The 12,879-nt window shown below is 62.2% G+C and carries 11 protein-coding genes and 1 tRNA gene; 7 read left to right on the top strand and 5 right to left on the bottom strand.

Features of this window, described 5'->3' with window-relative positions; genetic code table 11:
* Positions 1-46 precede the first annotated feature (46 nt).
* The 5 genes from ACI3GR_RS16050 (at position 47) to lon (ending at position 6,043) form a co-directional block, all read left to right on the top strand.
* Positions 47-307: a hypothetical protein gene (locus ACI3GR_RS16050; RefSeq protein ID WP_407496002.1), complete on the top strand. Its 261-nt coding sequence runs from the start codon at positions 47-49 to the stop codon at positions 305-307.
* Complete coding sequence (locus tag ACI3GR_RS16045; RefSeq protein WP_407496001.1) at positions 304-1,221, top strand: ABC transporter permease; 918 nt, start codon at positions 304-306, stop codon at positions 1,219-1,221. The genes ACI3GR_RS16050 and ACI3GR_RS16045 overlap by 4 nt, the downstream gene beginning before the upstream one ends.
* Positions 1,222-1,396: 175 nt before the next feature.
* Positions 1,397-2,242 (top strand): ABC transporter permease, encoded by an 846-nt coding sequence (locus tag ACI3GR_RS16040; protein WP_407496246.1) that lies wholly within the window; start codon positions 1,397-1,399, stop codon positions 2,240-2,242.
* 41 nt (positions 2,243-2,283) lie between these two features.
* On the top strand, positions 2,284-3,285 hold the full coding sequence (locus ACI3GR_RS16035) for an ABC transporter substrate-binding protein (RefSeq protein ID WP_407495999.1): 1,002 nt from the start codon (positions 2,284-2,286) through the stop codon (positions 3,283-3,285).
* A 343-nt stretch (positions 3,286-3,628) separates the two neighbouring features.
* On the top strand, positions 3,629-6,043 hold the full coding sequence (gene lon, locus ACI3GR_RS16030) for an endopeptidase La (protein WP_407495998.1): 2,415 nt from the start codon (positions 3,629-3,631) through the stop codon (positions 6,041-6,043).
* Between the two features lie 77 nt (positions 6,044-6,120).
* Here the strand turns inward: lon and ACI3GR_RS16025 are convergent, their stop codons facing one another.
* Positions 6,121-6,303, bottom strand: coding sequence for a hypothetical protein (locus ACI3GR_RS16025; RefSeq protein ID WP_407495996.1), 183 nt, complete (start codon positions 6,301-6,303; stop codon positions 6,121-6,123).
* Between the two features lie 226 nt (positions 6,304-6,529).
* Between ACI3GR_RS16025 and ACI3GR_RS16020 the strand changes: the two genes are divergently transcribed.
* Together ACI3GR_RS16020 and ACI3GR_RS16015 are read left to right on the top strand one after the other, a co-directional pair.
* Positions 6,530-6,979, top strand: coding sequence for an HU family DNA-binding protein (locus ACI3GR_RS16020; RefSeq protein ID WP_407495995.1), 450 nt, complete (start codon positions 6,530-6,532; stop codon positions 6,977-6,979).
* Positions 6,980-6,992: 13 nt separating this feature from the next.
* Positions 6,993-7,067: transfer RNA gene (locus tag ACI3GR_RS16015), tRNA-Val, on the top strand.
* A gap of 119 nt (positions 7,068-7,186) precedes the next feature.
* Here ACI3GR_RS16015 and ACI3GR_RS16010 read toward each other — a convergent pair.
* Genes ACI3GR_RS16010 through ACI3GR_RS15995 form a run of 4 tightly spaced genes read right to left on the bottom strand, consistent with a single transcriptional unit; the run spans position 7,187 to position 12,876 of the window.
* Positions 7,187-8,491, bottom strand: coding sequence for an HlyD family type I secretion periplasmic adaptor subunit (locus ACI3GR_RS16010; protein ID WP_407495993.1), 1,305 nt, complete (start codon positions 8,489-8,491; stop codon positions 7,187-7,189).
* Positions 8,488-10,599 (bottom strand): type I secretion system permease/ATPase, encoded by a 2,112-nt coding sequence (locus tag ACI3GR_RS16005; protein WP_407495991.1) that lies wholly within the window; start codon positions 10,597-10,599, stop codon positions 8,488-8,490. The genes ACI3GR_RS16010 and ACI3GR_RS16005 overlap by 4 nt, the downstream gene beginning before the upstream one ends.
* Positions 10,596-11,999 (bottom strand): TolC family protein, encoded by a 1,404-nt coding sequence (locus ACI3GR_RS16000; RefSeq protein WP_407495989.1) that lies wholly within the window; start codon positions 11,997-11,999, stop codon positions 10,596-10,598. The genes ACI3GR_RS16005 and ACI3GR_RS16000 overlap by 4 nt, the downstream gene beginning before the upstream one ends.
* Positions 11,989-12,876: a SapC family protein gene (locus tag ACI3GR_RS15995; RefSeq protein WP_407495988.1), complete on the bottom strand. Its 888-nt coding sequence runs from the start codon at positions 12,874-12,876 to the stop codon at positions 11,989-11,991. The genes ACI3GR_RS16000 and ACI3GR_RS15995 overlap by 11 nt, the downstream gene beginning before the upstream one ends.
* Between the last annotated feature and the right edge of the window lie 3 nt (positions 12,877-12,879).

Here is a 12,879-nt window from a genome sequence, read left to right as displayed (position 1 = left end):
CGGCGGGCCGAGAGTATTTGAAGAAAGATGAAGTCAGGGGGCGCGGATGAGCGATCTGTTCCGCCTTTGGCTGAAACGTTGGGCGCCAGCCTTCGGACTGATTGCCGTGGCCATGGTTGCGGCGTTGGCGATCTTTGGAACTGGTGATGGTGAGCCATCTGACCTGACGCGCAAGGCGGTGCCGTGGCAGGCGTCGGTGCCTTTGATCTTTGGGATTTTTGGCGTCATGGCCTGGATCGATTGGGGCAGCATGAAGCGTCACCCTGAGGACCCGAAGAAATGGTTTGCCAATAGGGGGCGCGGATGAGGACGCTTGGACCTGTCGTGATCGTCGTCGCAGTGATCGTGGCGCTTTGGTATGCGGCCTGCGTGCCGATGAATATCCATACCGCGCTGACCCAAGCAGAACGCGCGGGCGTCGAGGTGACGCCAGAGGGTGCGGCAGTGCGGCGGGATATGGGCGCGGTGCGTCTGGCACTGGCCAATACCCATGTCTGGGGCGACACCTATGTGCAGGACAAACCGCGGCTGCCTGCGCCGCATCAGGTGGCGGTAGAGCTGTGGGAGACCACGGTCGAGAAGAAGGTGACCTCAAAACGGTCGCTGATCTTCCATGGGTGGATCACCCTGTCGGCGACCTTGCTGGGCTTTGCCATCGGGTCGGTGGCGGGCGTGTTGCTGGCCGTGGGGATCGTGCATAGCCGCGCGATGGATATGAGCGTGATGCCCTGGGCGATCGCGTCCCAGACCATTCCGATCCTCGCCATCGCGCCGATGATTATCGTGGTGCTGAATTCCGTGGGTCTTCAGGGGCTTGTGCCAAAATCGATCATCAGCGCGTATCTGTCGTTCTTCCCGGTTGTCGTGGGCATGGTGAAAGGGTTGCGGTCGCCGTCGGCCATGCAGTTGGACCAGATGCGCACGTGGAATGCGTCGCGAAACCAGACGTTCTGGAAACTGCGGATGCCGGCGTCCGTGCCGTATCTCTTTGCCTCTCTCAAGATCGGGATCGCGGCGTCTTTGGTGGGGGCCATCGTTGGCGAACTGCCGACGGGCGCGGTGCGTGGGCTGGGTGCGCGGCTGCTGACGGGCAGCTATTACGGCCAGACGATCCAGATTTGGTCGGCCTTGTTCGCGACGGCCATTCTGGCGGCGGCTTTGGTGGCGATCATCGCTGGGATGGAGCGGGTGACGTTGAAACGGATGGGGGTGGGGCGGTGACTTCGAATACATTCTGCAATCAATTATTCGTTTCTTTGCGACAAACCTTTGATGTTCAGCCCGGCGTTTACGCCGGGCAGCGCCGACCCGCCCCCATGGGCGGCGCTATTGCGCCCCCCTCGGGTCGGCGCTGCCCTACACATTGTCGTGCGACGGAAGGAGAATTGCGGTGAGCCTGTTCATGGTGATCTTCGCCTTCCTCCTCTGGGCCGCTGCGTGGTGGCTGAACGTGCGCATCGCCAATGGGCCTGCGTCGCACACACGGGCCGCCCAGTTAGGCGTTCCGGCGATCTTTGGCCTGACCCTGCTGGTGATGTGGGAACTGATCGTGCGCGGGCTGGGGATACCCTTGGTCATTCTGCCTCCGCCGACGATGATTGCGGAAAGGTTCGCGGACAGTATCCCGATCCTTTGGGCCGACTTCGTGCAGACGGTCGTGAAAGGGGCGCTGTCGGGCTATGTCATCGGCTGTCTGGCGGCTTTCGGAACGGCCATTCTGGTGGATCGCAGCGATTTCCTGAAACGCGGGTTGATGCCTGTTGGGTCCTTCGTCGCTGCGCTGCCGATCGTGGGCACGGCGCCGATTCTGGTGATGTGGTACGGATTCGACTGGCAATCCAAGGCCGCCGTGGTCGTCGTTATGGTCTTTTTCCCGATGCTGGTGAACATCACCGCGGGCTTGCAGGAAACGACCGCCATGCAGCGCGACCAGATGAAGACATGGGCGGCAAGCTATTGGCAGGGGTTCTGGAAACTTCGCCTGCCGGCCGCCATGCCTTTCATCTTCAACGGGCTTAAAATTTCATCAACGCTGGCCCTGATCGGGGCAATCGTGGCCGAATTCTTCGGCTCTCCGATTGTCGGGATGGGCTTTCGCATATCAACATCCGTGGGACAGCTGGCGCTGGATATGGTCTGGGCGGAAATCGTCGTAGCCGCCATCGCCGGGTCTGCCTTTTACGGTGTCGTGGCCTTCATCGAACGCAAGGTCACGTTCTGGCACCCCTCGCAACGAGGGTAAAAGCACCCCTCGCACTGAGGGTAAAAACAGGGAGCTAAACAATGAAAACATTTCTGACCGGAGCCGCCACCGCGCTTGCGCTGGCGCTGTCCACCCCGGCCATGGCCGCAAGCCATGCCGACAATTCCGTCAAGCTGCAGCTGCAATGGGTCACGCAGGCCCAGTTCGCGGGCTATTACGTGGCGCTTGAAAAAGGGTTCTACGAGGAAGAAGGGCTGGACGTCGAAGTTCTGCCCGGCGGCCCCGACATCGCACCGCCGCAGGTTCTCGCCGGTGGTGGCGCGGATGCCATGCTGAACTGGATGCCGTCGGCGCTGGCCGCACGCGAAAAGGGTCTGCCGGTGGTGAACATCGCGCAGCCGTTCAAATCCTCCGGCCTGATGCTGACCTGCTGGAAGGACACCGGCATCGAGGGTCCGCAGGACTTTAAGGGCAAGACCATCGGCGTCTGGTTCTTCGGCAACGAATACCCGTTCCTGTCGTGGATGTCCCAAGAAGGCATTTCCACCGATGGGGGTGAGGATGGCGTGACGGTTCTGAAGCAGGGCTTTAACGTCGATCCGCTGATCCAGCGTCAGGCGGATTGCATCAGCACCATGACCTATAACGAATACGGTCAGGTTCTGGATGCGGGTGTCAGCGAAGACGAGCTGGTGACCTTCAAGTACGAAGACATGGGCGTGGCCACGCTGGAAGACGGTATCTATGTTCTGGAAGAGAACCTGGAAGACCCGGCCTTCAAAGAGAAGATGGTCAAGTTCGTTCGTGCCTCCATGAAGGGCTGGAAATACGCCGAGGAAAACCCGGAAGAAGCCGCCGAGATCGTTCTGGAATATGACGAAACCGGTGCCCAGACCGAAGCCCACCAGAAGCGTATGATGGGTGAGATCGCCAAGCTGACCGCGGGTTCGAACGGTGCGCTGGACGAGGCGGATTTCCAGCGAACGGTGGATACCCTGCTGGCCGGTGGCTCTGACCCGGTGATCACCCAGCAGCCGGAAGGTGCATGGACGTCCGAGATCACGGACGAAGCGCTGAAGTAATCGTGAGCCTGGGGAAGGCCGCTGGCGCGGCCTGCCTGCGGCGCGAGTATTTTTGGAAAGATGAAGGGGCGGGGCGCGTGATGCGGTCCGCCCCTTTTCTTTGGGGGAGTTTGGGTGGCGGGCCTATCCTTTCGGAGTGCGCGCTGCTTAACCATCCACAGAATTGTGCACTGTTTTCGCTAAAACCACACGATATCGGCCTTGGCTTCACGTAAACGCGCGGGCAGACTGACTAGGAGTGGTTGAATCCGAGAACAGGCACCCCAGATTCAGCATACGTTAACGGAAAGCCCGCGCGCTGCCATCATGGGGCCGGGGGTTTTGCCCAAGATAAGGAATGAGCATGCAAGAGCCTCTCAACCCGTCCTATCCAGTGCTGCCGCTGCGCGACATTGTCGTGTTCCCTCATATGGTTGTGCCGCTGTTTGTCGGACGTGAGAAATCCATCAAGGCGCTCGAAGAGGTCATGGCCGAAGACAAGCAGATCCTGCTGTCGAGCCAGATCGACCCCGCCGAAGATGATCCCCAGACCGACGGCATCTTTGATGCGGGCGTGCTGGCGAATGTACTGCAACTGCTGAAACTGCCCGACGGCACGGTCAAAGTGCTGGTTGAAGGCACGAACCGCGTGCAGATTCTGGAATTCATCGACAACCCGAATTTTTTTGAAGCCAAGGCCGAGTATCTGAACGAGGTCATGGGCGACGAAGAAACGATCGAGGCGCTGCTGCGGTCGGTTTCGGAAGAGTTCGAGCGCTACGCCAAGGTCAAGAAGAACATCCCCGAAGAAGCGTTGGCCGCCGTGTCCCAGACGATGGAACCGGCCAAGCTGACCGACCTTGTGGCCGGGCATCTGGGGATCGAAGTGGACCAGAAGCAGGAGCTTCTGGAGACGCTGAGCGTGAGCGAGCGGCTTGAGAAGGTCTATGGCCTGATGCAGGGCGAATTGTCCGTGCTGCAGGTCGAGAAGAAGATCAAGACGCGCGTGAAATCCCAGATGGAGCGGACGCAGCGCGAGTACTATCTGAATGAGCAGATGAAGGCCATTCAGAAGGAGCTGGGCGATGGCGAGGACGGCGAAGGCGAGATTGCCGAGCTGGAACAGCGGATCGCTGAGACCAAGCTGTCCAAAGAGGCCAAGGAAAAGGCCGAGGGCGAGCTGAAGAAGCTGAAGAACATGAGCCCGATGTCGGCCGAAGCCACGGTGGTGCGCAACTACCTGGACTGGATGCTGTCGATCCCGTGGGGCGTGAAATCCCGCGTGAAAAAGAACCTGCACGGCGCCGAAGAGGTGCTGGATGCGGATCACTATGGGCTGGAAAAGGTCAAGGAACGGATCGTCGAATATCTGGCGGTACAGCAGCGTTCGAAGAAGCTGAAAGGCCCGATCATGTGCCTTGTTGGCCCTCCGGGTGTTGGTAAGACCTCTCTGGGTAAATCCGTGGCCAAGGCGACGGGGCGTGAGTTCATCCGGATCTCTCTGGGTGGGGTGCGTGACGAGAGCGAAATCCGTGGTCACCGCCGGACCTATATCGGGTCCATGCCGGGTAAGATCATTCAGGCGCTGAAAAAGGCCAAGACGACCAACCCGCTGATCCTGCTGGATGAAATCGACAAGATGGGGCAGGACTTCCGGGGTGATCCGGCGTCGGCCATGCTGGAGGTGCTTGATCCGGAACAGAACGGCACGTTCGTCGATCACTACCTTGAGGTCGAATACGATCTGTCCAACGTGATGTTCCTGACCACAGCGAACTCTTACAACATGCCGGGGCCGCTTTTGGACCGGATGGAGATCATTCCGCTGGCGGGGTACACCGAAGAGGAAAAGGTCGAAATCGCACGGCGTCACCTGCTGCCCAAGCAGATCAAGAACCATGGGCTGCGCAAGGGGGAGTTCGAGATCGACGACGAGGCCATGACCGAGATGGTGCGCCGCTATACCCGCGAAGCCGGGGTGCGGAACCTTGAGCGCGAGCTGGGCAAAATCGCCCGTAAAGCCGTGACCAAGATCATCAAAGGCGAGGTCGAGGCCGTGTCGGTGACCGCAGACAACCTTGACGATTACCTCGGCGTGAAGAAATTCCGCTATGGGCTGGCCGAAAAAGAGGATCAGATCGGTGTCGTCACCGGGCTGGCCTATACGTCAGTCGGGGGAGACCTGCTTCAGATCGAGGCGCTGCGCCTGCCCGGTAAGGGCCGGATGAAGACGACGGGTAAGCTGGGCGATGTGATGAAAGAATCCATCGACGCGGCAAGCTCTTACGTCCGATCCATCGCGCCTGAAATCGGGGTGAAGCCACCGCGGTTCGACACGATGGACATCCACGTCCACGTGCCCGATGGGGCGACGCCCAAGGATGGTCCGTCGGCTGGTCTGGCCATGGTGACGGCGATCGTGTCTGTGCTGACCCAAATCCCCGTGCGCAAGGATATTGCCATGACGGGTGAGGTGACGCTGCGCGGGAACGCATCGGCCATCGGCGGCTTGAAAGAAAAGCTGCTGGCGGCGCTGCGGGGCGGTATCAAAACCGTTCTGATCCCCGAGGAGAATGAAAAAGACCTCGCGGATATCCCGGACAACGTGAAAGAGGGGCTGGAGATTATCCCGGTCACCCACGTGCGTGATGTGCTGAAGCTGGCCCTGACAGGCACGCCAGAGGCCGTGGAGTGGGACGAAGAGGCCGCAGCAGATGCCGCCATCGCCCGCGCCACGCAGATGCCCGGCGGGTCCGAGACGAGCTCTACCGCGCACTGATTACGCGCTGACTGAACAAAAAACGCCCCGGCCTGATGGTTCGGGGCGTTTTATTATGTGGGGGTGTCTCGGCGGGCTTATTGCATCGCCGCGATCACGACCAAAGAGGCGAGGTACAGCACCAGCAATTCGCCGCTGGAGGACGAGGTGGTGTCTTCGACGATAACGGGCGCTTCGATCACCGGATCGGCGTAGGATCCGGCCTGGGCCGAGGTCGTCATCAGGGCGGCGGCAAATAGGGCGAGGGTCAGTTTCTTCATCACGGTTCTCCTGGTTACTGGGCAGGACGTTCTGTCCTGCCGGGACTGGCAGCTGTGCAACCGGAACCGATCATTAAGGGAATAGCGCTTATGGTCAATGATTTAGGGTCTGTTGCTGCAGCAAAGCTTCAGACTGGTTCGTCCTGAATATCAGGTTTGGGCTGCTGTCAGATTGGACGTGGCACCGCCCGAGGTGTATGGTTCGAGTGAGGAAAGAGAGCATGTGATGACGAAAAAGACATCGATTCCCAAGCCGGGGGCACCTGCCTCTGGCGCGAAGATCGCGGCCAAAAACGCCGCACGCACCGCCGCCGCTCTGTCCCCTGTAATCGCGCCTACGACGGCAGATGATGGGGGGGCGCAGGGCAATGACCTCAAGATGCGGGATTTGCTGGGGCAGGTGGCCGACAAAAGCGGTCTGCGCCGGTCCGAGGTCCGCGAGGTGCTGGAACTGGCCCTGCGCGATATCGGAGAGGCGCTGGCCGAGGAACGCGGCGTGACGCTTCCGGGGCTGGGTAAGCTGAAGGTCAAGCAGGTCAAACCCAAGGATGGCCGCCGCGTGATCGAGGTGCGTGTGCGACAGGATGCCCGACCCACGACAAGCGGCCCGGCAGAAGAGACATCGCCAGCGATTCCCCGCACGGTCGGGGTTGCGAAGGACAAAAATCAGGGCTAAAGAGCGTGCCTGAGGGTGATTAGCTCAGTGGTAGAGCGCTTCGTTCACATCGAAGATGTCAGGAGTTCAAATCTCTTATCACCCACCATTCCCCCGGTTTTCGGTGATTTGCACGCTTGGAAATATCCGCTGTGATGCCTGATACCGTTGGTATGTGGGGGCAGCGCACAGTGCGATCCTTCAGCCGTAAGGTGCTGAAACGGAAGATTAATCCCTGAACGCGCGATCTTTTACCCGGACCACGGGGCGGGTCAGGTAGCTTAGCACCGTCTTCTTTTCCGACAGAATATCCACCTCGGCCACCATGCCGGGGATGACGTCCAGCGGTTCGCCATCGGCGTCGGTCAGTTCGCCTTCGTATTCGATGGCGACGACGAAAACCCGCGACTCTCCGTCAGGGGCGGTGACGGCGTCGGCCCCGATGCGGGTGATGTGGCCATCCAGCGCCCCATAGCGCGACGCGTCATAGGCCGTCAGGCGGACCTTGACGGGCTGGTCGGGACGCAGAAAGGCGATGTCCTGCGGGGCAACGTAGGCTTCGACCCGCTTGGTTGACCCGACGGGTACGATTTCCACAAGTGTCTGACCTTGCTGCACGACTCCGCCCAAGGTGGCGACCAGAACTTGGTTTACCACGCCGCCGACGGGGGCCTTCAGTTCGGCCCGGCCGGCGCGGGCTTCAAGCGCGGGCAGGCGTTGTTCCAGCGCCGACAGTTCGGTCACCGCTTGTGACAGCTGTTCCAACGCGTCGGCCCGGAATCGAGAGCGGAGGGCAGCTTCTTGTTCCACCAGATCCGCCTCTTGGCTGTCGATGCGGCCTTTGTCGGCCAGTGCGATGGCCAGTTGACCGTCCAGCCGCGCGGCTTCGCGGCGCAGGGCGATCAGGGTTGTTTCGGGTTCGATCTTGCGCTCGACCAGTGGCGCGATCAGGGCGACTTCTTCCCCGACAAGACCCCGGCTGGTCTGGGCCAATTCGGCCTCTCGATCTGCGCGGTCGCGTTCCTTGGACAGGATGCGGCGCTGGCTTTCGATCAGGGCCAATTCGTCATTCAGACGCGCGACGTTACCCAGATGCACGGCACGTTCGACAGCCACCATGCGCGGCGCGGCCTCGGCCAGATCGGCGTCGTATTCCGGCGTCTCGCCCTCCAGCTCTGCCTCCAGCCGGGTGATCCGGATGCGCAGGGCCTGTGCCTGTTCGCGCGCCTCGTCGAACTGCGCGCGCAGCAGGGTGGGGTCCAGCCGCAGCAAAGGATCGCCTGCGGTGACGGTTTCGCCTTCGGTGACAAGGATTTCAACGACTTGGCCGGTTTCCGCCGCTTGGACGACCTGCAGTTCTTCTGAGGGTACCACGCGGGCCTGCGCGCGGGTCACGTCATCGATTTCGGTGACCGAGGCCCAGGCCAGCAGCGTGCCCAGCAGGATCATGATCACCACCAGCAACAAAGAGGCCGAGATCGGCGGTTTGCCGTTCAGCTCTCTCGATATGGCTTTGAAATCCGGTCCGCTCATGCCTTGGCCTGTTGTTCTTTCAGCTTTCGCAACAGGTCTGCCTTGGGCCCGTCAAAGCTGACCTTGCCCTGTTCCACCACGATCACCCGGTCCACCAGAGCCAGAAGAGATGTGCGGTGTGTCACCACCATCAGCGTGCGGTCCGCGACCTCGCGTTTTAGCGCCTTGATCACGCGGTCTTCGGTCTGCACGTCCATGTTGGCGGTGGGTTCGTCCAGCACCAGAATGGGCGGATCGCCAATCAGCGCGCGCGCCAGAGAGATACATTGCCGCTGCCCGCCCGAGAGGCCCTGACCCCGTTCGCCCATGCGCATATCATAGCCATGCGGGTGCAGTCGGACGAAATCATCCACGGCGGCGATCCGGGCCTTTTGCAGCAGGTGTTCGTCGCTTAGGGCGATGGCCCCCGCGGCGATGTTTTCCTTGACCGTGCCAGAAAACAGCCACGTGTCCTGCAGTTGCGCACCCATGTTGCGGCGCAGGTCGCCGGGGTCGATGGCGCGTAGGTCCACGCCGTCGATCAGCACGCGGCCTTCGTCGGGCGAATACAGCCCAAGCGCCAGCTGCGCCAAGGTGCTTTTGCCGGACCCGACAGGGCCCAGAACGGCGACCTTTTCGCCCGCCTGTATCTGAAAGCTGGCCCCGTTCAGCACCGGACCGGCAGGGCCGTCGTAGCCAAAGACCACGTTGTCAAAGGTGATGTCGCCGCGGACCTGATTGCGCGACAGCCAGCGGCGGTCGGTTGGGCGGTCGATTTCCGCGCTCATCAGCGTGTCGATGGTGCGATAGGCGGTGGCGGCCTGATTGATCCGGGTCAGCACCTGCGCGATCTGCGCCAAGGGGCCAAGGGTCCGGCCCGTCAGGATCACACAGGCGATCAGCGCCCCCATGGACGTGACGCCTTCGCGGATCAGGAAGACACCGAAAAACACGATCAGCACCTGCGCGGATTGCTGGACAAAAGAGGTGACGTTCAGCGCCACCTGACTGACATCGCGGGATCTTCCGGCGTGATCGGCCTGCAGCCCCACGGCTTCGTCCCAGCGGGCGCGCAGCCATGGTGCGGCGCCTGTGACCTTGATCGTAGACAGCCCGCCGATGGATTCCACCAGCACGGATTGTTTGGATTGGCCGTCTTCCTTGGCCGCATCCGCCATGCGTTTCAGGATCGGCTGCACGGCCAGAGAGATCAGGATCACAATCGGCACGGCCGCGCCCGCAACCAAGGCCAAAGGCCCGCCGATCAGCCAGATCACGAAGATATAGAGGAAGATGAACGGCAGATCGACCATGGCGATCACGGTGGCCGAGGTGAAGAAATCCCGCAGCGTCTCGAATTCGCGCAGAGATGACGAAAGCGCGCCAGTGCTGACGCCCGCCTTTTGCCGCAGCCCGAGGATCTGATCGAAGATCCGCTGTGCCATCTTGCGGTCCGCCGTCTGCCCGGCAGAGTTGATGAAGCGCGCGCGCAGGGTGCGGATCATCAGGTCGAACCCAAGCGCGATGGCGACGCCGATGGTCAGGGCGATCAGGCTTTCGATGGCTTCGTTCGGCAGGACGCGATCATAGACGACCATGGTGAACAGCGATGTGCCAAGGCCAAGGATGTTGGACACGGCAGCGGCCACAAGCACCTGAATATAGGACCATTTGTGTTCTGCCAGCGTGCCCCAGAACCAGTGACGGCGCGCGGCGGGCTGCTCTTGCGTGCCGTGTTCGATGGACAGGCGCAGCACATGCCCGGACCATAGTGGGGCCAGTTCGGCCTGCGTCAGGGTGCGGGTGGATTGGGTGGCGGGGTCGAAAACCTCGTACCCCTTGGCATCCTTGCCGATGATGTTCAGGGCCGATCCGCTTTCGGTGATCGCCATCAGCGGCAGCAGGGGTTCTGACAGATCACCCAGCTTCAGCGCGCCGAACTGGGCGGTAAAGCCCGCGTGTTCCGCCGCGCGCACTGCATCCGTGACCTCGTAAGCCCGATTAGAGCCTGAGAAGACCGCATAAAGCCCGACGCGGTTGATTGGGCGGCCCAGACGGTCGCTTAGGTCCATCAGGGCCGTTTCTAGGCCCTGAGCCGCGCTGGTCGTCTGGCCGCTAAGGTCGTTCACCGGGCCACGTCCGGCAGGATGATCGACGTGCGCGGGTTGGGAATGCCGAAGGCGTCAAGGATGTCCCCGGTCAGCCCCAGAAGGGCATATCCGTCCAGCTTGGTCGCGGCCTCGATCTCAGCCAGGTTGCGTTGGGCTTCGGCCACGTCGCGCTGACTGTCCAAGAGGGTGGTGACCGTGGCCCGCCCGATCGAGAACTGATCCTGCGCCGAGGCCAGCGCCTGATCCGCGGTGTTCACGGCGCGGCGGGCATTGGCCAGACGGGTGCGACGGCTGGAGATTTCGTTCTGTGCTTCGCTCAGACCACGCACCAAGGCGCGGCGCAGGCGTTCCTGATCGGCCTCAAGTGCCACAGCGCGTTCCTGGGCCGAGGCGATGCGCGCCTTGCGCTGACCGCCGGTGGCAATCGGGACGGTGACGTTCAGACCGGCCTGCAGATCGCGCTGATTGCCGGGCCGCTGGCCCAGACCGCTGGCTGCGCGCACCGACAGGCGGGGAAAACCATCGGCCGTCAGCGCGGCGATTTCGTGATCCACCTTTTCCCGCGCCAGCCGCAGCGATGTCATCCGGGGCGAGGCCGCGATGATCGTCTGGATATCGGTGGATTTCAGGGCAGGGGCGTCGGGCACGTCCGGCGTGCTGGCGGGCGGCTTGCCGAAGACCTCGGTATAATTCCCGATGGCCTGTTTCAGCGCGGCGTCTGCCTCTAGCGTGTCGGATTGCGCGCGGGTCAGGCGGCTTTCGGCGGCCAACAGGTCCGCGGTGGAGCCTGCGCCCGCATCCACACGGTCGCGCACGATGGACCGCAGACGCGACAGTTGTGCTTCATTCGACCGCGCGACAGAGGCGAAGCGGCGCGCGCGTTCCAGCGTGATCGCGGCCTCGACAGCGCGCAGGGTTTCCGACGCCAACGCGGCGACCTGATCTTCGCGGTTCTGATAGGCTTGGACGGTGGCGGCCTTGACCCGCGCCTTGGTCGCGCCGCCGTCATAGACAAGCTGCGTCAGGGCCAGTTCCGGCGTGGTACCCGAGGTCGTCACATCCGTTTCAAAGACGACCTGAGGCATATACGCCCCGCGTTCCGCATCCACCAACGCCCGCGCGCTGCGCACGGTCGCCGCGTTGGACAGCGTGACCGGAGAGGCGAGCATGGCCGCACGTACTTCGGACCCGAAGCTTGTGGAGGAGATGTTGCCGGACAGACGGGCCGAGGCGGGGGCGGGCACCGGGGTGCGGATCGCCGGGCCAGAGGTCGCCGTGGTGTCGGCCGCCAAGGGTGTCGCGGGCGCGGTTTTCGCGCCAAAGGAGGGCATGTCGGTGCAGCCCGCAAGGGCCAGCGCAGACAGCAGGGGCAGGCGGAAAGCGGCGCGGCTGATTGAACGGTGGGGGCTAGAGGTCATCGAAACCATCCTCCACCAAATCCTGCGCAAGCACGGCGAGGAACCCCTCCATCTCAGCATCCTCCCCACTGGATTGCGATGTGGCCGGCGTGGCAGGCTGACCAGCCTTTCCGATACCCCCGGTCATTACCACCCGCAAGGCTTCAAGAGAGGTTAGCTGCGAATAGGCCAGTGCCAAAGCCCCCTTGTGATGCAAATCGGCCAGCTTTTCGGCGGGCAGAGCGTCAAGGGTCGGGCGGTGGATGGACCAGAAGGCTGCGGTGCGCATTGGCTGGTCTTCGGCCCGGACGGGGATCAGGCACCCGGCAGAGTCCAGCGCCTTGGCGGCGATACGGGCCAGCGCCAGCAGTTGCTGCGTCTGGACCATCGATTTGGCAATCTTTTCGACCAAGGGGTCCAGCCCGCCTGTGGGCGTGAAAAAGGCCTGCGCATCATTTTCCCATTCGGGGATCATCAGTCCGCTTTCGGCATCGAACCCAAGGCGCAGGCTATCTGCGTTGGGTCCCGGCATGGCGACGAATGGATAGACGACAGACGCCAGCGGTCGCGCGCTGCGGATCAGGCGATTGTCCGGTCCTAGGAACGAATGGCTTTGCGATTTGAACAATCTGAATACCGCCATCGGCTCGACCCGGTCGCGCGTCTTGCGGAACAGGATCGGGACGTGGGCCGCCAACCGGGTGCATTCCTGCACGGTGATTGGACAGACGCCGATTTCGTTCAGAAACCCCAAGTCAGGCGGACGGCGCCAGCCCTTGCCATGGGTGGTTTCCGGATCAACTGGAATGACGCGCTGCGGCGGTCTTCGCGGCGCGTTGCGGGGCCCGGTTGTGAAACCGGACCCCGTTTTGGTGTCATTTAGAACTTCGTCAGTCATGAG

Source organism: Pseudooceanicola aestuariicola (assembly GCF_045763785.1).
GTDB lineage: Bacteria > Pseudomonadota > Alphaproteobacteria > Rhodobacterales > Rhodobacteraceae > Pseudooceanicola.
The sequence above is the reverse complement of the archived record's forward strand: the minus strand, read 5'-3'. Positions and strand labels throughout refer to the sequence as shown.

Excerpts from the sequence above, each read along its gene's own strand:
- ACI3GR_RS16050 (WP_407496002.1), top strand. The coding sequence starts at position 47 with ATGAGCGATCTGTTCCGCCTTTGGCTGAAACGTTGGGCGCCAGCCTTC.
- ACI3GR_RS16045 (WP_407496001.1), top strand. The coding sequence starts at position 304 with ATGAGGACGCTTGGACCTGTCGTGATCGTCGTCGCAGTGATCGTGGCG.
- ACI3GR_RS16035 (WP_407495999.1), top strand. The coding sequence starts at position 2,284 with ATGAAAACATTTCTGACCGGAGCCGCCACCGCGCTTGCGCTGGCGCTG.
- lon (WP_407495998.1), top strand. The coding sequence starts at position 3,629 with ATGCAAGAGCCTCTCAACCCGTCCTATCCAGTGCTGCCGCTGCGCGAC.
- ACI3GR_RS16025 (WP_407495996.1), bottom strand. The coding sequence starts at position 6,303 with ATGAAGAAACTGACCCTCGCCCTATTTGCCGCCGCCCTGATGACGACC.
- ACI3GR_RS16020 (WP_407495995.1), top strand. The coding sequence starts at position 6,530 with ATGACGAAAAAGACATCGATTCCCAAGCCGGGGGCACCTGCCTCTGGC.
- ACI3GR_RS16010 (WP_407495993.1), bottom strand. The coding sequence starts at position 8,491 with ATGAGCGGACCGGATTTCAAAGCCATATCGAGAGAGCTGAACGGCAAA.
- ACI3GR_RS16000 (WP_407495989.1), bottom strand. The coding sequence starts at position 11,999 with ATGACCTCTAGCCCCCACCGTTCAATCAGCCGCGCCGCTTTCCGCCTG.
- ACI3GR_RS15995 (WP_407495988.1), bottom strand. The coding sequence starts at position 12,876 with ATGACTGACGAAGTTCTAAATGACACCAAAACGGGGTCCGGTTTCACA.